At 74.8% G+C, this 20,654-nt stretch carries 24 protein-coding genes and 1 pseudogene; 6 read left to right on the top strand and 19 right to left on the bottom strand.

Going from position 1 to position 20,654, the window contains the following annotated elements; all coding sequences use genetic code 11:
• Nucleotides 1-6: 6 nt before the first annotated feature.
• The 5 genes from PGB27_RS08375 to PGB27_RS08355 all read right to left on the bottom strand — a co-directional run bounded on the left by PGB27_RS08375 (nucleotide 7) and on the right by PGB27_RS08355 (nucleotide 4,131).
• Nucleotides 7-1,590, bottom strand: a complete 1,584-nt coding sequence (locus PGB27_RS08375; RefSeq protein ID WP_274199906.1) for a PP2C family protein-serine/threonine phosphatase — start codon at nucleotides 1,588-1,590, stop codon at nucleotides 7-9.
• Nucleotides 1,591-1,607: 17 nt separating this feature from the next.
• Complete coding sequence (locus PGB27_RS08370; protein WP_274199905.1) at nucleotides 1,608-1,988, bottom strand: STAS domain-containing protein; 381 nt, start codon at nucleotides 1,986-1,988, stop codon at nucleotides 1,608-1,610.
• Nucleotides 1,989-2,073: 85 nt separating this feature from the next.
• Nucleotides 2,074-2,805 carry a class I adenylate-forming enzyme family protein gene (locus PGB27_RS08365; RefSeq protein WP_274199904.1) on the bottom strand — a complete coding sequence of 244 codons (732 nt, stop codon included), beginning with the start codon at nucleotides 2,803-2,805 and terminating at the stop codon, nucleotides 2,074-2,076.
• Nucleotides 2,705-3,217, bottom strand: a complete 513-nt coding sequence (locus PGB27_RS08360) for an AMP-binding protein (RefSeq protein WP_274199903.1) — start codon at nucleotides 3,215-3,217, stop codon at nucleotides 2,705-2,707. Before PGB27_RS08360 ends, PGB27_RS08365 begins: the two co-directional genes overlap by 101 nt.
• A gap of 92 nt (nucleotides 3,218-3,309) precedes the next feature.
• The gene (locus PGB27_RS08355) at nucleotides 3,310-4,131 is read right to left on the bottom strand and encodes a sulfite exporter TauE/SafE family protein (protein WP_274199902.1); all 822 of its coding nucleotides are present in this window, start codon (nucleotides 4,129-4,131) and stop codon (nucleotides 3,310-3,312) included.
• Nucleotides 4,132-4,265: 134 nt separating this feature from the next.
• On the opposite strand from PGB27_RS08355, the gene PGB27_RS08350 reads away from it, so the two are divergent.
• Both PGB27_RS08350 and PGB27_RS08345 read left to right on the top strand, forming a co-directional pair.
• Nucleotides 4,266-4,493, top strand: a complete 228-nt coding sequence (locus PGB27_RS08350) for an alkyl sulfatase C-terminal domain-containing protein (protein ID WP_274199901.1) — start codon at nucleotides 4,266-4,268, stop codon at nucleotides 4,491-4,493.
• Between the two features lie 3 nt (nucleotides 4,494-4,496).
• Entirely contained in the window at nucleotides 4,497-4,811 is a 315-nt protein-coding gene (locus tag PGB27_RS08345; protein ID WP_274199900.1) for a hypothetical protein, read from the top strand.
• A gap of 94 nt (nucleotides 4,812-4,905) precedes the next feature.
• Here the strand turns inward: PGB27_RS08345 and PGB27_RS08340 are convergent, their stop codons facing one another.
• The 7 genes from PGB27_RS08340 to PGB27_RS08310 form a co-directional block, all read right to left on the bottom strand.
• Nucleotides 4,906-5,178, bottom strand: coding sequence for a hypothetical protein (locus PGB27_RS08340; protein ID WP_274199899.1), 273 nt, complete (start codon nucleotides 5,176-5,178; stop codon nucleotides 4,906-4,908).
• A 64-nt stretch (nucleotides 5,179-5,242) separates the two neighbouring features.
• On the bottom strand, nucleotides 5,243-5,584 hold the full coding sequence (locus PGB27_RS08335) for an acyl-CoA-like ligand-binding transcription factor (RefSeq protein ID WP_274199898.1): 342 nt from the start codon (nucleotides 5,582-5,584) through the stop codon (nucleotides 5,243-5,245).
• Between the two features lie 43 nt (nucleotides 5,585-5,627).
• Nucleotides 5,628-7,025 carry an HNH endonuclease signature motif containing protein gene (locus tag PGB27_RS08330; protein ID WP_274199897.1) on the bottom strand — a complete coding sequence of 466 codons (1,398 nt, stop codon included), beginning with the start codon at nucleotides 7,023-7,025 and terminating at the stop codon, nucleotides 5,628-5,630.
• Between the two features lie 65 nt (nucleotides 7,026-7,090).
• Nucleotides 7,091-7,345 carry a hypothetical protein gene (locus PGB27_RS08325; RefSeq protein WP_274199896.1) on the bottom strand — a complete coding sequence of 85 codons (255 nt, stop codon included), beginning with the start codon at nucleotides 7,343-7,345 and terminating at the stop codon, nucleotides 7,091-7,093.
• 116 nt (nucleotides 7,346-7,461) lie between these two features.
• Nucleotides 7,462-8,109 (bottom strand): SanA/YdcF family protein, encoded by a 648-nt coding sequence (locus PGB27_RS08320; RefSeq protein WP_274199895.1) that lies wholly within the window; start codon nucleotides 8,107-8,109, stop codon nucleotides 7,462-7,464.
• 32 nt (nucleotides 8,110-8,141) lie between these two features.
• Nucleotides 8,142-9,080: an alpha/beta hydrolase gene (locus PGB27_RS08315; RefSeq protein ID WP_274199894.1), complete on the bottom strand. Its 939-nt coding sequence runs from the start codon at nucleotides 9,078-9,080 to the stop codon at nucleotides 8,142-8,144.
• Nucleotides 9,081-9,114: 34 nt separating this feature from the next.
• The gene (locus tag PGB27_RS08310) at nucleotides 9,115-9,960 is read right to left on the bottom strand and encodes a helix-turn-helix transcriptional regulator (protein WP_274199893.1); all 846 of its coding nucleotides are present in this window, start codon (nucleotides 9,958-9,960) and stop codon (nucleotides 9,115-9,117) included.
• Nucleotides 9,961-10,175: 215 nt separating this feature from the next.
• On the opposite strand from PGB27_RS08310, the gene PGB27_RS08305 reads away from it, so the two are divergent.
• A complete protein-coding gene (locus PGB27_RS08305) occupies nucleotides 10,176-10,916 on the top strand; it encodes a GAF and ANTAR domain-containing protein (RefSeq protein ID WP_274199892.1) in 741 nt (246 codons plus the stop codon).
• Nucleotides 10,917-10,939: 23 nt separating this feature from the next.
• Here the strand turns inward: PGB27_RS08305 and PGB27_RS08300 are convergent, their stop codons facing one another.
• On the bottom strand, nucleotides 10,940-11,878 hold the full coding sequence (locus PGB27_RS08300) for an NADP-dependent oxidoreductase (protein WP_274199891.1): 939 nt from the start codon (nucleotides 11,876-11,878) through the stop codon (nucleotides 10,940-10,942).
• A 109-nt stretch (nucleotides 11,879-11,987) separates the two neighbouring features.
• On the opposite strand from PGB27_RS08300, the gene PGB27_RS08295 reads away from it, so the two are divergent.
• Nucleotides 11,988-12,515: a MarR family winged helix-turn-helix transcriptional regulator gene (locus PGB27_RS08295; RefSeq protein ID WP_274199890.1), complete on the top strand. Its 528-nt coding sequence runs from the start codon at nucleotides 11,988-11,990 to the stop codon at nucleotides 12,513-12,515.
• 24 nt (nucleotides 12,516-12,539) lie between these two features.
• Here the strand turns inward: PGB27_RS08295 and PGB27_RS08290 are convergent, their stop codons facing one another.
• The 5 genes and pseudogenes from PGB27_RS08290 to PGB27_RS08270 all read right to left on the bottom strand — a co-directional run bounded on the left by PGB27_RS08290 (nucleotide 12,540) and on the right by PGB27_RS08270 (nucleotide 17,992).
• Nucleotides 12,540-12,800 (bottom strand): DUF3040 domain-containing protein, encoded by a 261-nt coding sequence (locus PGB27_RS08290; protein ID WP_274199889.1) that lies wholly within the window; start codon nucleotides 12,798-12,800, stop codon nucleotides 12,540-12,542.
• Nucleotides 12,797-14,552 (bottom strand): annotated as a pseudogene (gene ctaD / locus PGB27_RS08285) (aa3-type cytochrome oxidase subunit I). The gene PGB27_RS08290 and the pseudogene ctaD overlap by 4 nt, the downstream one beginning before the upstream one ends.
• Before the next feature lie 146 nt (nucleotides 14,553-14,698).
• Entirely contained in the window at nucleotides 14,699-15,301 is a 603-nt protein-coding gene (locus PGB27_RS08280) for a response regulator transcription factor (RefSeq protein ID WP_274199888.1), read from the bottom strand.
• A gap of 5 nt (nucleotides 15,302-15,306) precedes the next feature.
• Entirely contained in the window at nucleotides 15,307-16,410 is a 1,104-nt protein-coding gene (locus tag PGB27_RS08275) for a GAF domain-containing sensor histidine kinase (RefSeq protein ID WP_274199887.1), read from the bottom strand.
• 31 nt (nucleotides 16,411-16,441) lie between these two features.
• The gene (locus PGB27_RS08270) at nucleotides 16,442-17,992 is read right to left on the bottom strand and encodes a class I adenylate-forming enzyme family protein (protein WP_274199886.1); all 1,551 of its coding nucleotides are present in this window, start codon (nucleotides 17,990-17,992) and stop codon (nucleotides 16,442-16,444) included.
• Between the two features lie 86 nt (nucleotides 17,993-18,078).
• Between PGB27_RS08270 and PGB27_RS08265 the strand changes: the two genes are divergently transcribed.
• Nucleotides 18,079-19,593 (top strand): linalool dehydratase/isomerase domain-containing protein, encoded by a 1,515-nt coding sequence (locus tag PGB27_RS08265; protein WP_274199885.1) that lies wholly within the window; start codon nucleotides 18,079-18,081, stop codon nucleotides 19,591-19,593.
• On the top strand, nucleotides 19,590-20,108 hold the full coding sequence (locus PGB27_RS08260; protein WP_274199884.1) for an SCO family protein: 519 nt from the start codon (nucleotides 19,590-19,592) through the stop codon (nucleotides 20,106-20,108). Before PGB27_RS08265 ends, PGB27_RS08260 begins: the two co-directional genes overlap by 4 nt.
• Before the next feature lie 9 nt (nucleotides 20,109-20,117).
• Here PGB27_RS08260 and PGB27_RS08255 read toward each other — a convergent pair whose 3' ends face one another.
• On the bottom strand, nucleotides 20,118-20,528 hold the full coding sequence (locus PGB27_RS08255) for an NUDIX domain-containing protein (protein WP_274199883.1): 411 nt from the start codon (nucleotides 20,526-20,528) through the stop codon (nucleotides 20,118-20,120).
• Nucleotides 20,529-20,654 lie beyond the last annotated feature (126 nt).

Below are 20,654 nucleotides of genomic sequence, written 5' to 3'. Positions count from 1 at the left end.
TTGCGCTCACGCGGTCCGGTGGACCGCGACGAGGGCGATGTCGTCGTCGTGGGCACCGCCGGTCAGCGTCGCGACGAGACCGTCGCAGGCCTCACCGGTGATCGGGCGGGGCAGCCCGACCACGGCCGCGAGCAGCCACTCGATGCCCTCGGTGAGGTCGCGGCTGCGGCTCTCGACCAGGCCGTCGGTGTAGAGCAGGAGGTCGGTGCCGGGCGGGAACGCCGCGGTGCGCTCGCCGAACGTGCTGCCGACACCCAGCGGCTGGGCCATGGCCTCGCCGAGCTGCTCGAGGGTGCCGTCGGCGTGGCGCAGGACCGCCGGCAGGTGCCCGGCGTTGGCGTAGACCAGCCCGTCCCCGGGGGTGTGCACGGCGTAGAAGCAGGTGACGAAGGTCGGGTCGGCGAAGGCGTCGAGCAGCGCCGAGACGTGCCGCAGCACCTCCGAGGGAGCCAGGCCGAGCAGGGCGTAGGAGCGGATCGCCGTGCGCACCTGGCCCATGACGGTCGCGGCGGTGACGCCGTGGCCGACGACGTCGCCGATCACGTAGGCGGTCGCCCCGGCGGCGAGCGGGACGACGTCGAACCAGTCGCCGCCGATCTTGTGTCCGGTGGACGCGGGCAGGTAGCGGGTGACCAGCTCCACCCCCGGCACCGCGGGCGCCTCGGGCAGCATGCTGCGCGACAGCTCGCGGGTGAGGTTGCGCTCGCGCTCGTAGAGCTGCGCGTTGTCGAGCGCGATGGCGGAGTAGCCGGCGATGCCCTCGGCCAGCGCCTCGTGGCGTCCGGTGAACCGGCCGGGCTCGGGGTGGCCGAAGAAGAAGCCGCCGAGCACCTGCCCGCTGGTCGGGCTGATCACCGACACCGCCAGGTAGCTGCGCACGGGCAGGTGGCCCTCGGGCATGCCGTGGTAGGGCGCGTTGTGGCCGAAGCGGCGGTCGCTGGTGATGTCGTCGCTGCGCACCGTGCCCGTGCCGTCGAAGGTGGGCGCGAAGACCTCGGTGTTGCGTGGCATCGGGAACCGCGAGAACGCCTCCCGCGGCACGCCGGACAGCGTGTACAGGGTGTAGGACTCGCCGAACCGGTCGACGAGGTTGTAGAAGAACGCGCCGAACGCCGCCCCGACCGCCGTCGTCGCGGCGTCGGTGGCGTCCTGCACGAGCGTGTCGATGTCCAGCTGCGCGGTCAGCCGCCGCCCCACCGACTGCAGCGCGCCGATGACGGCGGCCTCGGCCCGCAGGCCGGCGAGGGCCCGGTGCAGCCCGCCCGTCGCGGCGGCCACCGCCTCGGCGGCGACGCGGTGGGTGTGGTCGACCGTCGCGCGGGCGACGAGCGCGACGCCGCCGCCGGCCGCCCGGTCGGCGACGACGATCGCGGCGGTCGCGCCCGGGAGACGCGCGGCGAGCCGGTCGTCGTCGGGCACGACGACGCCGGGGCCGTCGGCCGCGGCGCCGCACAGCGCGGCCACGGCGTCGCCGTCGAGCGGCACGCGCTCGACCGGCACCGGCCGCCCGTCCGGACCGCGCACCGTCGCGGCCAGGGCGGTCAACAGCGTCTCGGCGTCGGGGCCCGGGCCGTCGGCCGTGTCGAGCATCGCGGACATCCCCCGGCTCAGCCCCGGGCGAGGGCGTCGGCGAGGGTCGCGTGGATGTCGAGCTCGTCGGTGAGCCGGGTCAGCTGGAGCGGACGCAGCACGAGACGGCCCGTCGCGACGACGCGGACCCCGACCTCGCCGCGCAGCTGCCGTCTGGCGCGGACGAGCTCCGCCATGCCCGAGGACGCCAGGAAGGTCACCGCGGTCAGGTCGATGACGATCAGCCGCGGCCGCAGCCGGGCGGCCCGCTCGACGGTCCGCCGCAGCGTCGGCGCGAGCGCGAGGTCGAGCGCGCCGCCCACCGTGAGCACCACGCCCTCGGGCACCTCGTCCAGGGCGACCGTGCCCGCGGGCTCGTCCTCGAACGAGCCCCGCTCCGCCGGTCCACCCACGGTCACGGCGGCCATCCTTCCCTGTCGGGCGCCGCGGGGCGACCGTCACGACCGCTCGATCCGACGACCCCGCGGACCGGGCCGGAGCGGCTCACGCCGGCGCGTGGGCCAGGATCGCGGCGCGGTCGGGCTTGCCCTGCTCGGTCAGCGGGACCTCGCCGAAGGGGACCACGACCAGCGTCGCCGCGACGGTCTCGCCGTGCTCGGCGGCCACCGCCTCCCGGCACGACGCCGGGTCGATCTCGCCGCGCGGCCAGGCCTGCACGGCGGCCACCCGGCGGTCGTGGTCGGGGTCGGCGACGACCACGGCGTAGCGCACCGCGGGCAGGCGCATCAGCGTGTCCTCGATGCCGGTCGGGGTGACCAGGCGTCCGTCGACGACCGCGCAGTCGGCGGCGCGCCCGAGGACGTGCAGGTGGCCGTCGGCGCCGAGGCGGCCGAGGTCGCCGGTGCGGTACCAGCCGTCGACGAAGTGCGCGGCCTGCTCGGCCGGCCGGCGGCGGTACCCGTGCGCCATCGCCGGCGAGCGCACCTCCATGACGCCGTACGCCGGGTCGAGGGTGCCGTCGTCGCGGCGGAACCGGACCTCCACGCCGGGCAGGACGCGCCCGGCGCTGGTGGCGCGCTCGGGGTCGTCGGGGTCGTGCTCGGCGGGGCGCAGCGCGCTGACGATGCCCATCTCGCTGGCGCCGTAGGTGTGCTGGATGACCGGGCCGAGGCGCTCACGGGCCCGGCGGCGCAGGGCCGGTGGCGCCGACGCCCCGATGTGGGTCAGCGTCCGCAGGCTCGACAGGTCCCGGCGCGCGACGTCGGGGTGGTCCATCAGCGCGACGAGCTGGGGCTCGACGAGGAACAGGTCGGGCGGTCTGTGGGAACACCACGACCAGCCGCGGGTCGATCTGCTCGAGCTGGCGGGCCCGCCGCTCGGCTCCGGGCGGCGCCGACAGGTACACCGCGCCCGCGTCGATCAGGTGCGTGGCGTAGCGGACCGCGAGCGCGTCGGGGCGGTTCGGGGCGTACTGGGCCACCAGGTCACCGGTGCCGACCCCCAGGCTCGCCAGCGCGCGGGCGTAGCGGTGGATCGACGCCAGCAGCTCCGCGCCCGTCGTCTCGCCGTCGGGGTGGCGCAGCACCACGCGCTCCCCCGCGGCCGCCGGCGCGGCCACGATCTGCTCGACCGAGGGGTGCACCTCGGCCGTCGTCGAGGTCGGCGGCGCAGCCGCGGTGTCGGTCACGCTCTGTACCGTCCTGCTGTTCGGTGACGGGCCTATCGGCCGAGCGGGTGAGCCTTCACGCGACCGTCACGACGGAACGGAGCGAGACGCCCTCACCATCGCCGCCGCAGCGCGAGGATCTCCCGGAGCGCCATGAGCAGCGCGAACACCGCGAACACCAGCCCGAGGACCTCGGCGTCGAGGGCCAGGCCGAGCACGGCACCGGCGATCACGCCGGGCGCGGCGGTCAGCCCGAGCAGCCACCCCCAGCGCGCCGAGGCCGTGCCCTGGCGGGCGTGCACCACCGATCCGACGATCGAGTTCGGGATGAACATCAGCAACGACGTGCCCGCGGCGACGTGCAGCTCGACGCCGAAGAGCAGGACGAGGGCCGGCACCGCGAGCAGCCCGCCGCCCAGGCCCATCGCGCCGGACCACGCGCCGATCACCAGCCCGACCAGGACGGTCGTCGGGACGACGAACCACGGGTCCGCGAGGACGTCCGCCGGCACCAGGGCGTGACCGAACACCGTCGGGTCGACGGCGTCGAGCGTGAACTTGCCCGCGGTCAGCAGCAGGATCGCGATGAGCAGGACGCGCAGCACGGTCTCACGCGCGCGGGCGAGCAGCCACGGCCCCAGCAGTCCGCCGACCGTGCCGCCGACGAGCATGCCGGTCCCGACCCGCAGGTCCAGCGCCCCGCCGCCGACCGCGTAGGCCGCGGCGCCGGCCACGCAGACCCCGATGTTCGCGATCGTCGACGTGCCGTGGACCCGCGCGCGGGTCATCGCGGTGAAGCGGTCGAGCGCGGGCACGAAGAGCACTCCGCTGCCCCCACCGATCAGCCCGCCGACGACGCCGCCGACCACACCGATCGTGGCGATCCCGGGGCGGGACCCGCCCTCGCTCCCGACGTCGTGTGCCGTGCCGCTCACGCGGACCACGGCGACTCCTCTCGCGGGCCGGGCAGTGGGCCGGTCAGTGGGCCGGTCGTGGCCCCGGCGACGGCGCCATGTCGTGGCGCGATCGTTGACCGGACGAGCCTAGCCGCGCCGTTCAGTCCGGCAGGGTGCGCGTCTCGACGACCCGCAGCCCCAGCGCCTGCAGCCGGACGAGCCCGCCGCGCCGCCGGGACGAGGCCGACCTGACGATCACGCTGACCCGCGCGCAGCTCCTCGGGCTCCTCGGCGGGGCGGGCACCGACGGGATCGAGTTCGACGGCGACCGCGACGTGCTGACGACCGTCCTCGACCTCACGGACCAGCCGGTCGCCGGCTTCCGGATCGTCCGCCCGTAGCCGGTGAAGGTGGTGCTGGGCCTGGCGGTGGCGGTCCTCGTGCTGGCGGTGCTGGCGGTGCTGGCGGTGCTCGTCGGCCTGGCGGCCGTGCACATCGTCCCGGCGGTCTCCGAGATCAGCTCGCTGGTCGCCGACCTGCCCGCCCGGCTCTCGGCCCTCGGCGAGCGGTTCGGCGGGCCGGGCAGCACCGCCGGGGCCGCGCTCGCCGACCCGGCCCGGCACGAGCAGCTCCAGCAGGCGCTCTCGGCCCCACCGGACGGGGCCGCGACCGACGGCACCTCGCACGACGGCACCGCGCCGGTGTCATCGGCGCCATGACCGCTCGACGACGGCGCGCCCGATGCCCCGACCGCCGGTGACGACCGCGGTGTGGGTGCTCATGGGCGCCGTCGTCGGGAGGGTCGGGGCGAGGTCACGCCACCGCGCGCCGCCGGCGGCCGTACGCGCCCACGTGGCTGCTCACGTCGAGCAGGACCGCCAGCACGAGCCACAGGACATCGAGACCGCCGATGCCGCCGGGCACGACCAGCACGTACACCAACGTCGTCCACGGCAGGAAGATGAAGCCGAGGATCGGCACCAGCAGCGTCCCGAACGCGGCGTCCCACACCAGCGGCGCGAGGAGCCACCACACGATGATCACGGCCCGGGGCCCGAGCAGGAGCAGGATGATGAGCAGGCACACGCCACCGTCGTAGTGCCGCGGGCACCCGGCCGTCCCCACCCGTGGGGGATGAAGCCGTGGGCCGTCACGGGACGAGGGCACGCACCTCCGCCTCGACGCCGTCGAGCGCCGCGACGAGCGAGCCGGCGTCGGGGTCCTCGAGCCAGCGGGTGAGGGCCTCGGTGACGCAGGCGATCCCGATCCCGGCGACGAGCCGCGCCCGCTCGCGCCGGTACCCGCGGCGCTCGAGCTCGTCGACCAGCAGCTGCTGCATTGCCGCGTGCTTCATGCCCTCCCGCGCCTGCAGCGCCGGCGTCCGGGCGGTGACCCGGGCCCGCCGGACCATGAGGTCGCGGTCGGGCTCGACGAGGGCGGCGACCGAGCGGGCCGCTCCGGCGAACCCGTCCGTGACGCACAGCGGGTCCATGACCAGCACGTCCGACCGCGGGCTGCAGGCGGAACCGGACGCCTCAGAGGGGGACGCGGGGTCGGCCGCCGGGTCGGGGTCGTCGGTCGGGGTCGATCCAGGGTGGTGGGGTGAACCAGGGCAGCCCGTCGACGATGGTGACCTGCCAGTGGCCGTGGTGGATGAGCCGGTGGTGGTAGCGGCAGAGCAGCACCAGGTTGGCCAGGCAGGTGTCGCCGCCCTGGCCCCAGTGGCGGATGTGGTGGGCGTGGCAGCGGCGGGGCCGGCGGTCGCAGCCGGGGTGGGCACAGCCGCCGTCGCGCAGGTTCAGCGCGCGGCGCAGGGCGTCGGGCACGGTGCGGGTGGCCCGCCCGATGTCGAGGGGTTCGGCGCGCGAGCCGAGCACCACGGGCACGACCTCGGCATCGCAGGCCCAGCGGCGCACCGTCGCGGCGGCGACCCGCTGCCCGGAGTCCAGGGTGGCGTGACCGATGGCCGCGCGCAGCCACCGGTGATCCATCGTGATCGTCAGCAACGCCCGCCCCGCCCGCTCGACAGGTGCCGACGGGCGTGCGGGCGTCGGGCGCGGCTCGGGGCGGCGCGGCACCGGGATCAGCGCATCCTCCTCGGCCGCGGTCCCGCTGGGCCCGGCCTCGCCGGGCTCGCCGGGCTCGCCGGTGTCGGGGTCGGGTCCGTCGATGTCGGTGTCGATGCCGGTGTCGTCGATGTGGGTGGTCAGGCCGCCGGGGCGGCGGGCGTCCTGGACCAGGTCCTTGAGCCCGTCGGCCCGCCGGCGCCCGAGCTCACGCCGGTCGTCGGGCCCGCACGGCTCGGACAGCCCGTCGATCACCTCGCAGAACGCCTCGGCATCGAGCGGATCGTGCAACCGGCCCTTGAACGCCAACGACCCGTCCCGGCGCCGCCGCACCCACACCAGCTCATCGCGACAGTCCTGCCCGTCGTCCGGGGCCACCCCGTCGGGATCCAGCCGCGCCAACAACGCCTCGGCGGCCTTGGCCAGCTGGCGCGGGGCCAGCCACGTGGCCTGCTCGGCCAACGTGGCCTCCGCCTGGCCCCACTGCTCGACGCTCACGCTGTCCACCCGCTCCAGGCGCGCCATCGTCCGCCGGATCACCGCCACGTGCCCCGGCCCGATCTCCCCGGCCGCCGCGACCGTGGCCGTGGCCGCCAGCCGCGGCGGCAACGACTCCCCCAGCAACGACACCCTCGCGGTGAGGTCGGCGGCCTCGTCGCACCACCGCTTCGCGTCGTGGGCGTCCACGTGCCACAGGTCGCCCACCAGCCGGGAGGTCCCCCGATCGCCTGTCTGCTCGGCGACCCCGGCGGCCTCCAGCGCGGCGATGTCCTCCAACAACCGGAACTGCTCGGCGCGCAGGGCGACCATCCGCGCCCGGGCACGCTCGAGCAGCACCCGCCCGGCCGCACCCACCCGTTCGCTCACGTGTTCGAACCTAGCCCCGACCCCCGACACTCCCGCCCCGAACGCTGAGACCCGTCTCAGGGGAGTCAGCGCGGGTGCAGGAGATCGCCGAGGCTGGTGTGCCCGGCCTGCCCGCCGGAGAGCGGCTCGCCCATGACGACCTCGATACCGGTCACGAGCAGGAGGGCCAGCACGAAGACGATCAGCGCGGCGCCGAGGCGGGCCGCGGCCGCGGCGACCCGGCCGCGGGGCCGGCCGTGCGCCGGCCCGCCGCCCCGTCCGACCCCGGCGAGGTGGATGCCCGGCGGGGTCACGGGACCCCGGTGGTCTCCGTGGGACACGGGACGCACCCGGTACGGCGTCCCGGCCCGCTTCCCGGTCTGGTCGGCCCCGTCCATGGGCCCCTGTACCCCGGGCGTCGCGAGCTGAGTCACGGGCGGTACCGGCAGGCGCACCGCTACCGCGGCGCCACCGCGGCCACCGGCCGGGCCCAGGACGCCCGGCCGTCGCCGGCGACCGGGATGGCGGGGCCTCCCGTGACCTCGGGACGCAGGGTGGCCTGGCCGAGCCCCCGCACGCGGGCCAGCACCTCGCGCCCGGCCCGGCCGCCCTCGCCCGTGACCAGACCCTGCGCGTCGAGCCCCGCCGCGCGGGCGAGGTCGACCGCCCGCGCGGCGGCGGGCGCCTGGGTGACCACGACCGCCGAGGCGACGCCGAAGACGTCGTGGGCGCGGCGCATGGTGTGCCAGGTGTCGAAGCCCGCGTAGTCGGTGAAGACGTCCTCGGGCGCGACCCCGGCGGCCAGCGCGGCGTCGCGCATCGCGTCCGGCTCGTCGTAGTCCGGGCGGCCGTGGTCGCCGGACACGAGCAGCTTCTGCACCCGCCCGTCGCGGTAGAGCGCGACCGCGGCGTCGACCCGCTGCCGCACGACCGCGCCGAGCGTCCCGTCGGGCCGCACCAGCGACCCGGGCACGATGGCGACCTGCGCGGGGCGCACCGCGGCCACCTCCGCGGTCACGGCGTCGTCGGTCCGCCCGACGACCACGACGTTCGCCGCGGTCACCACGAGGACGGCGAGCAGCACGCTCGTCAGGAGGATGGTCACGACGACCCGCCACGGTCCCTCGCCGTCGGCGCTCACGTCAGGTGCGCGGCGAAGAAGACCGCGAGGCGGTCGACGGCCCGGTCGACGTACGCGGGGACGTCGTACATCTCGTAGTGCCGCGCCCCCTCGACGACGAGCACCTCCTCGGCCGCGGGCGCCAGCCGGGCGAGGCGCTCGCCGTCGGCCCGGGAGCCGGTGGTGCCCGCCTCGCCCGCGACGACGACCTGGACGGGCTGGGTGAGCAGCTGGTCGGCGAGGTGGAAGGCGTCGAAGCCGAGGATCGCGGGGTCGCTGCGGACGTGCCGGCGGTTCGTCGACCGGGGGTGGTGGCCCCGCGGGGTGCGGTAGTACGCGACGGCCTGGAGCAGGTCCACGTCGGTGACACCGGCGGCCCGTGCGTCCTCGACGGTGTCGGGCAGCCACGGCTGCCGGGCCCCCTCGCCGTCCGCCACGTCGACCGGCGCGGCGGCCAGCGCGTCGAGCGTGCCCGCGACCCCCGCGGGCGTCGCGGCGGCCATCGCGCGGAAGGCGCCGCCGATGTCCGAGGCGACCACGGTGCCCAGCGCGCGCAGCCGGTGGTCGGTCATCGCGGCCCGCACCGCGTAGCCCCCGCCGGCGCAGATGCCGAGCACGCCGAGCCGCTGCGGGTCGATCCCGGGCCGGCGGCGCAGGTGGTCGACGACCCGGCGCAGGTCGGCGACCCGCTCCGCCGGGTCCTCGAGGTCGCGGGGCTCGCCGCTGCTCTCGCCCTGGAAGGCCGGGTCGAACGTCACCGCGACCCAGTCGCGGTCGGCGAGGCGTCGCGCGTAGGTCGCCCCGATCTGCTCCTTGACGCTGCTGCCCGGCGTCGCGAGCACCACGGCCGGGAGCGGCGCACCGTCGAGCCCGTCGGAGAACCCGTTGGGCACGTGCAGGTGAGCGGCCAGGTCGATCCCGCCCCGGGGGATCGACGACGAGATCACCGACGACACAGGACTCCTCTCGGACGCCAGGGACGCGGACCCGTCACCGCGACGCACCGGCCGGGGCGCCGAGGACCGACAGCAGCTGGAGCTTCTCGTGGCTCTCGCTGCCCGGGACGGCGGTGTAGACCAGCAGCAGGTGCGACTGCTCGGGGTCGAGCAGCGTCTGGCAGTGCAGTTCCAGCGCGCCGACCTCGGGGTGGACGAGACGCTTGAGGTCGCTCGACCGGACGCCGATCTCGTGGGCCTCCCAGAGCGCGCGGAACTCCTCGCTCTGCGGCAGCAGGAGCTCGGCGAGACGGGCGGCCTGCGAGTCGGGACCCCGCAGCGTCACGACGGAGCGCAGGGCCGAGGCGTAGCGCCGCGAGAGGAACGCGTGGTCCTCGGGCGGGTACAGCGCGCGGCCGGCGGGGTCGGTGAACCACCGGTAGCCGATGCTGCGCGCCGGGCCCGTGTAGTGGGTGGTGTCGCCGGTGAGCGCGACGCCCATCGGGGTCTGGCGCAGCGTCTCGCCGAGCTCGGTGACGATCTCCGCGGGGGTGTCGACGAGCCGGTCGAGGATGCGCAGCAGGCCCGGGCTGATGTGCTCGCTCGCCGGCCCGCGCACCGGCGGCTGGTGCCCCGCGAGCCGGAAGAGGTGGTCGCGCTCGTCGAGCGAGACGTGCAGGCCCAGCGCGATCGAGGCCATCATCTGCTCCGAGGGCTGCGGGCCGCGCTCGCGCTCGAGGCGCGCGTAGTAGTCGGTCGACATGTGACACAGTGCCGCGACCTCCTCGCGCCGCAGGCCGCTGGTGCGGCGACGCTGCCCGCGCGGCAGGCCGACGTCCTCGGGCTGCAGCGACTCCCGACGGCGCCGGAGGAACTCCGCCAGCCCGGCCCGATCGATCATCGTCGTCCCGCCTCCCGTCCGCGCCGGTGTCCGGTCCCTTCCTATCCCCGGACCCGGCGGGCAGCCACGGATCGTCGATCCCCCCGTGCGGCCGCAGGATGGGACACGGAGCGAGAGGGATGTACCTTTCGCATCGGGTGAACCAGCCGCCCTTCCTCCCTCGCCGTGCCCGGCGGAGGCGGCGGCATGCATCGCGCGCGAAAGGCACCCACCTGATGACGGCGGACGACCTCCGGACCTCGGACAACGACCTCATGGTCACCATGCGGGCCGCGCTGCAGGACCTCATCGACAAGCGCAGCATCCGCGACCGGGACGCCCTGCTCACCCAGCTGGTGACCGCGGCGGTCGCCCTGATCCCGGCCGCCACCGGAGGCGGCATCCTGCGCACCGAGGAGCTCGAGGTGCGCTCCAGCCACGCCACCGCGCCGGCCGTGCACGAGCTCGACCAGTTCCAGAGCGAGCTCGGTGAGGGCCCGTGCGTCGAGGCCGCCGACGAGCCGCCCGAGAACGGCGTCCTGCTCGCCCGCGACCTCGCCGGGGAGGACGCCGCACGCTGGCCCCGCTTCGCGCCGCGCGCCGTCGAGGCCGGCTTCCGGTCGATCCTGTCCGCGTCCGTGACCGGGAGCACCGGCGGACGTCGCGCGGCGCTCACCCTCTACGCCGCCGACGCCGACGCCTTCGACGAGCACGCCGTGGTCACCGCCGGCGTGTTCGCCGGGCACGCGGGCGCGCTGCTCTACGGCGCCGACCACGCCCAGCTGCTCGGGGCTGCCCTCGACAGCCGCGACACCATCGGCCAGGCCAAGGGCATCCTCATGGAGCGCTTCGCCCTCGACGGCGAGGAGGCGTTCGCCCTGCTCGTCTCGTCGTCACAGGACACCAACATGAAGCTCGCCGACGTCGCCCGGTGGGTCGTCAAGGAGGCCTGCGAGCGGCGCGCCCAGCGGGGCTGACCCGCGGCCGACCGGCACCGGCGTCACTCCGGGACGACGACGACCTTGCCCCGCAGGGTGCCCGCGGTCGCCTCGGCGTGGATCGTCGAGAGCTCCGGCAGGGACACCCGCCGGTCGACGTCCACGTGCAGCTCGCCGCGGTCGACCAGGGCCACGAGCTGCGCCAGCTGCTCGGCGTCGCTGCGGACGAAGACGTCGACGGCGCGCACGCCGCGGGCCTCGTCGGCGGGTGCGGGCGTCCGCGGCACGGTGTTGACGACGACGCCGCCGTCGCGGACCAGACCGACGAGCGCGCTGAGCTGCTCGGGGGTGACCGGGGCCAGGTTGAGCAGGACGTCGACGGGCTCCGTGACCGCGGCCGTCACCTCGGTGGCGGTGTGGTCGACGACCTCGTCCGCGCCCCGCGTCCGCAGGCGCTCGGCGCTGCGCGGGCTCGCGACGGCGATGACGTGGGCCCCGGCGTTCTTCGCGAGCTGCACGGCGTAGCCGCCGACCCCACCCCCTGCGCCGTTGACGAGCACGCGGTGCCCGGCGGTCACCTTCGCGTCGTCGACCAGCGCCTGCCACGCGGTGAGCCCCACCATCGGCAGGGCGGCGGCGTCGGCGAGCGGGATGCTGTGCGGCGCCGTCGCCAGGACCGCGGCGGGGGCGACCACGTACTCCGCGGCCGCGCCGTCGGCCACCATCGGCAGGAAGCCGACGACCTCGTCGCCGACGCGCCGGCCCTCCACGCCCTCGCCCAGCGCGTCCACCGTCCCGGCGACCTCGATGCCGGGCACGTGCGGCAGGACCACCGGGAAGGGGCCCTGCAGGTAGCCCCCGCGGATGCCGTCGTCGACGAGGTTGAACGCCGACGCCGCGACGCGCAGCCGCACCTCCCCCGCGCCCGGGACGGGCTGCTCCACGTCCTCGTACCGCAGGACCTCCGGGCCGCCGTACTCGTGGAAGCGCACTGCCTTCATGGGGAGCCGTCCTCTCGAGACAGGGTCTGCTCGACCAGTGCTTCGAACTCGAAGTACTTGCTGGCGAACGCTAGACCTGCTTCGAATTCGAAGCAACTAGACTCGAGTGATGTCCGGAACACCGCACGACCCGCCCCACGACGTGGATCCCGTGCGGCTCGGCGCCTACTTCGCGCTGATCGAGGTGACGAGCCTGCTCCGGCACGCGATCGAGCAGCAGCTGCACGAGGACGGCGGCCTGACCTTCGTGCGGTTCCAGGTGCTCATGCGCCTGCACCGGTCCCCGACGGGGAGCCACCGCATGACCGACCTGGCCGACGCGGTCGTCGTCAGCCGCAGCGGGTTGACCTACCAGGCGGGCCTGCTGGAGAGGGCCGGCCTGGTCGTGCGCAGCCCGTCCCCCGACGACGAGCGCGGCGTCACGATCACCATCACCGACGCGGGCCGCGCGCTGCTCGGGCGGGTGCTCCCGGGCCACGAGGAGGTCGTCGGCGACCTGCTGTTCGAGCCGCTGTCGCGCACCGACGCACAGACCCTCGCCGACCTGCTCGCGCCGGTGCGCGACCACATGCGGGCCGCGCCGCCCCGCTCCGTGGTGTCCCGGCGCCGCGGGGGTCGGGCCGCTCGCGACGGGTGAGGCCGACCGATCGGCCCCGCCGGATCAGCCCCGGCGCGCCAGGCCCACGGCCACGACGAGGACGATCGCCGCGGCGCCCGCCAGGAGCGCCACGGCGGCCCCGAGCAGCAGGCCCAGCGTCCCGGCCAGCAGGATCGCGGCCACGAGCGACGCGGTGAACCCGCGCACCCCGGCCTCGGTGCCCTGCTGACCGGGAGCCGGCGCCAGACGCGCGGCGAGGTCCGGATCCGTGCGCGCCAGCTCCGTGGTGAGGTCGCGCAGGACCCGGCGCTCCGCGCGGCTCATCGGTTGCGGGGATCGGAGCCGGGCATGTGCTCCTGGCCGGTCTGACCGGCCGCCGCCTCGCCCATGCTCGGCGCCCCGGAGCCGACGTGCGCCTCGAGGCGCATCCGCTCGGCGAGGTGCGGGTAGTGCAGCTCGAACGCGGGCCGCTCCGAGCGGATGCGCGGCAGCTCGGTGAAGTTGTGCCGCGGCGGCGGGCACGAGGTCGCCCACTCCAGCGAGTTGCCGTGACCCCACGGGTCGTCGACCTCCACCGGCCGCCCGTAGCGCCAGCTGTGGAACACGTTCCACAGGAACGGCAGGGTCGACGCGCCCAGGATGAACGCCCCGATCGAGGAGATCGTGTTCAGCGTGGTGAACCCGTCGCTTCCGAGGTAGTCGGCGTAGCGGCGCGGCATGCCCTCGTTGCCCAGCCAGTGCTGCACCAGGAACGTCAGGTGGAACCCGATGAACGTCAGCCAGAAGTGGACCTTGCCGATGCGTTCGTCCATCATCCGGCCGGTCATCTTCGGGAACCAGAAGTAGATGCCGGCGTAGGTGGCGAACACGATCGTGCCGAACAGCACGTAGTGGAAGTGCGCGACGACGAAGTAGGTGTCCGAGAGGTGCCAGTCGAGGGACGGGGCACCCAGGAGGACACCGGTCAACCCGCCGAAGAGGAACGTGACGAGGAAGCCGAGGGCGAACAGCATCGGGGACTCGAAGGTGAGCTGCCCCTTCCACATCGTGCCGATCCAGTTGAAGAACTTGATGCCGGTCGGCACGGCGATGAGGAAGGTCGTGAAGGCGAAGAACGGCAGCAGGATCGCGCCCGTCGCGTACATGTGATGGGCCCACACGGCCACCGAGAGCGCGCCGATGGCGATCGTCGCGAAGATCAGGGTCTTGTAGCCGAAGACGGGCTTGCGGCTGAACACCGGGAAGATCTCGGTGACGATGCCGAAGAAGGGCAGCGCCACGATGTAGACCTCGGGGTGGCCGAAGAACCAGAACAGGTGCTGCCACAGCAAGGCGCCGCCGTTCTCCGGCTCGAAGATCTGGCTGCCGAGGTGGCGGTCGGCGGCCAGGCCCAGGAGTGCGGCCGTGAGCACCGGGAACGCGAGCAGCACCAGGAACGTGGTGATGAAGATGTTCCAGGTGAAGATCGGCATCCGGAACATCGTCATGCCCGGCGCACGCATGCAGGCGATGGTCGTCACGAAGTTGACCGCGCCGAGGATCGTGCCGAGACCGGACACCACCAGGCCCAGGATCCACAGATCGTGCCCGAGCCCCGGGGTGTGGACCGCGGTCGAGAGCGGCGTGTACGCGAACCAGCCGAAGGAGGCCGCACCGTCCGGGGTGACGAAGCCGGAGATGACGATGAGGCCGCCGAAGAGGAACAGCCAGTACGAGAAGGCGTTCAACCGCGGGAACGCCACGTCCGGCGCCCCGATCTGCAGCGGCACGATGTAGTTCGCGAACCCGAACAGGATCGGCGTCGCGTAGAGCAGCAGCATGATCGTGCCGTGCATGGTGAACAGCTGGTTGTACTGGTCCGCCGAGACGATCTGCAGGCCGGGTCGGGCGAGCTCGGCACGGATCAGCAGGGCCAGCAGGCCGCCGATGAGGAAGAAGCCGAACGACGTGCCCAGGTAGAGCAGGCCGATGTCCTTGGGATCGGTCGTCCGCAGCAACCGCACGACCGTCCCCGCGGAACGACGTGCGCTCGGGGTACGGCGGCGTGGAGACGGGCTTGGGCACGGTCGAGGTCATGACGCTCCTGGCGACGATGCGGGGAATCCGCGAGCGCCATGAGGGTTGACACTCACCGACCGAGACGGGACGGCGTGGGTGGACCAGTCGGGCTCGACGTTAACACCGCGTACGGCGGCGGGCAGGTCCGGAGCGGGCCCGGTCGCTCAGAGCAGGCCGTGGGCGCGGGCGTTGGTGATGACCTGGGCGCGGTTGCGGGCGTCGAGCTTGCGCATGACGTTGTGCAGGTAGGTCTTCACCGTGTTCGGCGAGAGCCGCAGCCGCTCGCCGATCTCGCCGTTGGTGTGGCCGGCGGCGACGAGGCGCAGGACGTCGTACTCACGCGGGGTCACCGGCGCCTGCGCCGTCCCCGGTCCCGCCCCGCGGTACGTGCCGGTGCGCGCCACCTGCCGGATCGCGTCGCCGAGCACCACCCCCGACGCGTCCTTGACCAGCAGCCCGACCGCGCCGGCCGCGAGCGTGGGCGCGACCGCCGAGTGCTCGGGGAACGCGGTGAACAGCAGCACGCGGCTCGCCGGCGACACCGCGCGCAGACGTGGCACCACGTCGGCGGCCAGGGCGTCGGGCAGGCGCAGGTCGAGCAGAACGACGTCGGGCCGCTCCCGCGCGCACGCCGCCACCGCGCCGGCCCCGTCCGCGGCGTGCCCGGCGACCTCGATGTCGCTGTGCCGCCCGAGCGCCGTCACCACCCCGTCGCGCACCACGGGGTGGTCGTCGACGACCAGCACCCGGACCACCCCGGCACGCACGACCCTCAGCCCGGCAGCTCGAGGCGCCACGTCGTCCCGCCCTGCGGGTCGGCGACGACGCGCAGCGTGCCGCCGAGCCGGTGGACGGCGTCCGCGCTGGCGGCGAGCCCGACGCCGGGCTCGTGGTCACGGGACAGCCCGTCGCCGTCGTCGGTGACGGCCACGACGAGCCCGCCACCCGGGCGCGCGGCCACGCTGACGACGACGGCCGCGGCGTGCGCGTGCTTCTCGACGTTGAGCAGCGCCTCGCGGACGGCGGCGACGACCACCTCGGTGCGCGACGGCGCGAGCTCCGGGGGGTCGTCGAGCACGACCAGCTCGGCGGGCACCCCGGTGCGGTCGCTGAACGCCGAGCAGTCCGCGCGCAGGGCGACCGAGAGCGCGAGCGCGGCGGGCGAGGCCCGCAGGGTGCGCAGGGAGTCGCGCAGCGCGGCCGACGCCTCGCTCGCCTGGTCCTGCAGGCGGCGCAGGCGGTCGGCGAGCTCCGGATCGGCGCCGAGCGCGTCGGACAGGCCGGCGACGCCCGACCCGATGGCGAAGAGCAGGGCACCGACGCTGTCGTGCAGCTCGGCGGCCACGCGGCGGCGTTCCTCGTGCACGGCGACCTCGCGGGCCAGCCGCGCGCGCTCGGCCACGGCCACGGCGAGGGCCACCTCGTCGGCGACCGCCTGGGCCCGCGCCGCGGCCCGCCCGCCGAAGCTCCCGTCGGCCCGCGCGCCGACGGCGAGCACCCCGAGCAGCCGGTCGTCGCGCCGCACCGGCACGGCGAGCAGGCGGCGCACGCCCTCGAGGTCGATGAGCCGATCGAAGGTGTGCGTGATCTCCGCGGACCCGAAGTAGTCGTCGACCCAGGCGGGCGTCCCGGTGCCGTGGACCTTGCCGGTGAGGCCCAGCCCGCGCGACACCGTCAGGCCGCGCAGCAGCCCGGTGCGGTCGCCGGTGAGCTGGGCGAGGGTGAGCTCGGGGGCGTCCTCGTCGACGGGCTCGGCCAGCCAGGCCACGTCGCCCTCGGTGGCGAGCAGGTCGAGGGCGGCCCGGACCGCGGCGCGCCGGTCGAGCAGGCCGACGAGCTCGGCGTGCTCGCGGCTCAACGGTGCCGTCGGGTCCACGAGCTCATCGAATACCGGTCGCACGGCCGTGTCACGGGGTGAACTGCTTGATCAGCTCGCGGCGCATGATCTTCCCCGTCGACGTGGCCGGCAGCGCGTCGACGAACCGCACGAGCCGGGGCCGCTTGTAGGCCGCGAGGTGCTCCCCCGCGTAGGCGACGAGCTCCTCCTCGGTCGGGTCGGTGCCCGCGACCGGGACGACGTAGGCGCAGGCCAGCTCGCCGCGCACCGCGTCGGGCACCGGCCCGGCCGCGACCATCGCGACCTTCGGGTGCGCGGCGAGGACCCGCTCGACCTCGGCCGGGTAGACGTTGTAGCCGCCCGTGATGATCATGTCCTTGCGGCGGTCGACGACGAAGACGTGCCCGGTCGCGTCCATCGTCGCGACGTCGCCGGTGTGCAGCCAGCCGTCCGGCTCGATCGTCTCGGCGGTCGCCTCCGGGTTGCCGTGGTAGCCCGACATGACGATCGGGCCGCGCACCATCAGCTCCCCCGGCTCGCCGACCGGGGAGTCGCGCCCCACGTCGGCGAGGTCGGCGATCCGCAGCTCGATCCCGGGCAGGGCCACCCCGATCGATCCCGGCACCGGCGGCGCGTACAGGGCGTGCGTGGTGCCCAGGCCCGCGATCTCGGTCATCCCCCACAGCTCGATCAGCGGGGCGCCCGACCGGTCCTGCCACCGCTCGATCGTCGAGAGCGGGATCGTCTGCCCGCCGACCGTGCAGCGGGTCAGCGACGACAGGTCCGCGTCCGCGAGGCCGGGGTCGGCGAGCAGCATCGCGTACATCGCCGGCACGCCCTCGAACAGCGTCGCGCGGTGCTCACCGATGAGCCGCAGCGCCTCGCCCGGCGCGAACCGCTCCATGAGCACCACCGTGCCGCCGGCGAGGAAGGTCCCGTTGATGACGACGTTGCCGTAGACGTGCGGGGCCGGCAGGGCCGTCACCACGACGTCGTCGGGTCGGCGGCCGTGCATCGTCGCGGTGAGCGCGCAGTTGAGCAGCACCGCGCGGTGGCTCTGCACCGCGCCCTTCGGGTGTCCGGTGGTGCCGGACGTGTAGCCGATGGTCGACGGCGCGTCGGGGTCGACGGTGACGTGCGGGACGGGGTCGTCGCCTCCCAGGAGCTCGTCGAAGGCCAGCGCGCCCTCCGGGCGGGTCGAGCTCCGCTGCGCGGCGTCCCCCTCGACGTCCCCGAACGCCACCACCGTCCGCAGCTCGGGCAGGTCCCGGGTCAGCTCGAGCACCGTCGGGGCCTGCTCGGCGCTGGTGAACACCGCCGCCGCGCCGCAGTCGCGCAGCACGAACGCGAGCTCCTCCGGGGTGAGCATGACGTTCACCGGGTTCACGACCGCGCCGGCCTTGAGCGCGCCGTGGTACGCGACCACCCACTCCCACCGGTTCTGCGCGTACAGCGACACCGGCTGCCCGCCCCGCACCCCGCGCGCCACCAGCCCGGCGGCCACCCGGTCGCTCAGCGCGTCGAGCTCGGCGAACGAGAGCGTCCGCGTCGCCGTCACCAGGGCCGTCTTCTCGCCGAAGCGCGCACCGACCGTGCGCAGGATGTCGCCGGGTCCGTCCATGGCGGGCACGACACCGCACCGGCGCTCCCCGCGGCACACCCGAACGGGTGTGGCGGCGCCGTCGGCCCTGCGTACGGTCGTGGCGCATGACGGTGACGGCGGGGTCAGCAGGGACGGCAGCGACGTCGACGACGCCGGCGAGGGTCCTCGACGAGGCACAGCTCGGCCACCTGAAGCACTGGGACGACCTGTCCCGGCGCCTGCCGCACGACTGGTCGCTCATGCAGGGCAAGGGCGCCGGCGAGGACGACTTCGGCAGCTACCGCTTCCAGCTCGCCTACATGGTCTACGGGCTCGCGCTCACCCACCGCCACCGCCTGCCCGCCGCGCCCGGCCTGTTCCGGCCGACGATCCAGCGCCTGATCGACAAGCTGCTCATGCCCGACGTCTGGCTCTACTGGCGCGACGTCTCCCGCGGCGGGATGGTCATGAACGCCCACCTCTCCGACGGCTACCACGAGGAGTGGGACCCGGTGGTGCGCGACAACATCATGTACTCGGCCTACGTGCAGTCCTGCTCGCTGCTGCACGACCACCTCTTCGCCGACGACCGCTACGCGCAGCCCGGCGCGCTCACCTTCGAGCACTGGTCGTTCTTCTGGGGCGGCGAGCCCAAGCGCTTCGCCTACGACCGCGACTCGCTCAACGAGCACCTCTACTGGCAGATGGTGCAGAACGGCTACCTCGGGATCGCCTGCGAGCCGAACTGCGTGTTCCAGATCTGCAACCAGCCCGCCATCCTCGGCTTCCGGCTCCACGACGTCATCACCGGCGGCGACCGCGCCGGCGAGGTCGTCGCCGGCTACCAGCAGGCCTGGGCGGACTTCGGCCGGCTCGACGACACCGGCCACTACAACCAGATGATCCTCGAGGACTCGAGGGTCGTGCGGCCGAACGCCCTGCAGGCGCCGTGGGTGGACGCGTGGTGCGGGGCGCTGATGAACACCTGGAACCACGACTTCGTGCACGAGCACTACCCGCGCCAGGTCGCCGACTTCCTCGAGCCCGGCCCCGACGGCACGATCGCGGTCCGGTCGACGCCGGCCATGGAGGTCATGGGTCAGACCGTCGTCAACGACACCTGCGACCTCGGGTGGGTGGCGGCGTGGGCCTCGGAGATGGGCGACCGCGCCACCCTCGACGGCATCCTCGCCCACGCCGACCGCTTCATGGCGCCGACCTGGCGCGACGGCGCGCTGTACTACCCGCGCAACGACACGGAGAACGACGCCGAGGGCCATCGCACCGGGATCGAGCCGATGACCGGCAACGTCCTGCTCGGCTACGCGCGGCTCGACGTGCCCGACGGGCTGCACGAGCTCTACCAGCACCCGTGGGGTCCCGAGCACGTCGCCGAGCCCGCACTCACCGAGGTCGGGCGCGACGTCGAGGTCAGCCGCGCCGAGGTCGTCGACGGGGTGCTGCACGCCCGGCTGCGGCGGCGCGGCCTCGACGCCGACGGGACGGTGGTGCTCGGTCGGGTCCCCGACGGCGCGCGGCTGCGGGTCGACGGCCAGGAGGTGGCGGGGACACCCGTGCCCGAGGGCCTGCGCCTCGACGTCCCGGCCGGGCCGGCGCACGACGTCGAGCTCGTGCCGTGAGCGCCCCGACCGGCCGACCCACCCAGATCGCCTTCGCGCTCGTCGACCACACCGGGCGGCCGGTCACCCTCGACAGCTACCGCGGCGATTGGCTGCTCGTGCAGTTCGGGTTCACGTCCTGCCGCGTCGTGTGCCCCCGGGCCCTGACGAAGCTCTCCGCGGCGCTCGACGAGCTCGGACCGCTCGCCGAGGAGGTGCGCCCGCTCTACGTCTCGGTCGACCCGGAGCGCGACACCCCCGAGGTCATGCGGGCGTTCCTCACCGCCTCCTACCCGCGGTTCACCGGGCTCACGGGCACGCCGGCACAGGTCGAGGCGGCCAAGGACGCGTTCCGCGTCTTCGCCCGCCGGCGCCCCGACCCCGACGACCCCGACGGCTACGCCGTGCCGCACACCGCGATCACCTACCTCGTCGGCCCCGACGGGCGGGTCGCGCGCCACTGGCCGGACACCGCCGACGCGCACACCGTCGCGTCGGACCTGGCCGCGACGATCCCCGGCCGGCCGTCGACCTAGCTCCTCGACTCAGCGGGCGTCGAGCAGCGGCAGCACCTCGCGGGTGAAGAAGCGCCCGTCGGCGGGGTTCGAGAGCGTCCGCGCGACCGACGCCGGGGGCACCCAGCGGGCCTCGGGGTTGGCCGGGTCGAGCGGCTCGAGCGCCGCCTCCGGGCTGCGGAAGAGGAACAACGTGATCGTCTTGCTCTCGGGCAGCCCGTAGCGGAAGCCGAGGCGGGTGTAGGAGCCGAGCTCGCGCACCAGCTCGAGGTCGGCGAGCCCGCACTCCTCGTGGATCTCGCGCCGCGCGGCCTCGAGCACGTCCTCGCCGTCCTCGAGGTGGCCCTTGGGCAGCGACCACGTCCGCGCCCGCTGCCGCACGACCGCCACCCGTCCGTGCGGGTCGACGACCACCCCGCCCGCGGCACGGCTCCGGAACATGACCGCCAGTGTCCCCGCCGGGGCACCCTTGCCGCTCGTCGGGACGACCCCTGGTGACCGGACCGCTCCGCTCCGTATGGTGTTCATCACACCAATTTCACCTATCCGCCCGACGGAGGGCCGGAG

Source organism: Actinomycetospora lemnae (assembly GCF_028737315.1).
Lineage (GTDB): Bacteria > Actinomycetota > Actinomycetes > Mycobacteriales > Pseudonocardiaceae > Actinomycetospora > Actinomycetospora lemnae.
This window is presented reverse-complemented; position numbering and strand designations above follow the sequence as displayed.

What these genes read in the sequence shown, in the direction of transcription:
- PGB27_RS08255 (WP_274199883.1), bottom strand. Translation starts at nt 20,528, where the DNA reads ATGTTCCGGAGCCGTGCCGCGGGCGGGGTGGTCGTCGACCCGCACGGA.
- PGB27_RS08365 (WP_274199904.1), bottom strand. Translation starts at nt 2,805, where the DNA reads ATGGACCACCCCGACGTCGCGCGCCGGGACCTGTCGAGCCTGCGGACG.
- PGB27_RS08265 (WP_274199885.1), top strand. Translation starts at nt 18,079, where the DNA reads ATGACGGTGACGGCGGGGTCAGCAGGGACGGCAGCGACGTCGACGACG.
- PGB27_RS08290 (WP_274199889.1), bottom strand. Translation starts at nt 12,800, where the DNA reads ATGAGCCGCGCGGAGCGCCGGGTCCTGCGCGACCTCACCACGGAGCTG.
- PGB27_RS08270 (WP_274199886.1), bottom strand. Translation starts at nt 17,992, where the DNA reads ATGGACGGACCCGGCGACATCCTGCGCACGGTCGGTGCGCGCTTCGGC.
- PGB27_RS08300 (WP_274199891.1), bottom strand. Translation starts at nt 11,878, where the DNA reads ATGAAGGCAGTGCGCTTCCACGAGTACGGCGGCCCGGAGGTCCTGCGG.
- PGB27_RS08310 (WP_274199893.1), bottom strand. Translation starts at nt 9,960, where the DNA reads ATGATCGATCGGGCCGGGCTGGCGGAGTTCCTCCGGCGCCGTCGGGAG.
- PGB27_RS08295 (WP_274199890.1), top strand. Translation starts at nt 11,988, where the DNA reads ATGTCCGGAACACCGCACGACCCGCCCCACGACGTGGATCCCGTGCGG.
- PGB27_RS08375 (WP_274199906.1), bottom strand. Translation starts at nt 1,590, where the DNA reads ATGCTCGACACGGCCGACGGCCCGGGCCCCGACGCCGAGACGCTGTTG.
- PGB27_RS08335 (WP_274199898.1), bottom strand. Translation starts at nt 5,584, where the DNA reads ATGGACCCGCTGTGCGTCACGGACGGGTTCGCCGGAGCGGCCCGCTCG.
- PGB27_RS08305 (WP_274199892.1), top strand. Translation starts at nt 10,176, where the DNA reads ATGACGGCGGACGACCTCCGGACCTCGGACAACGACCTCATGGTCACC.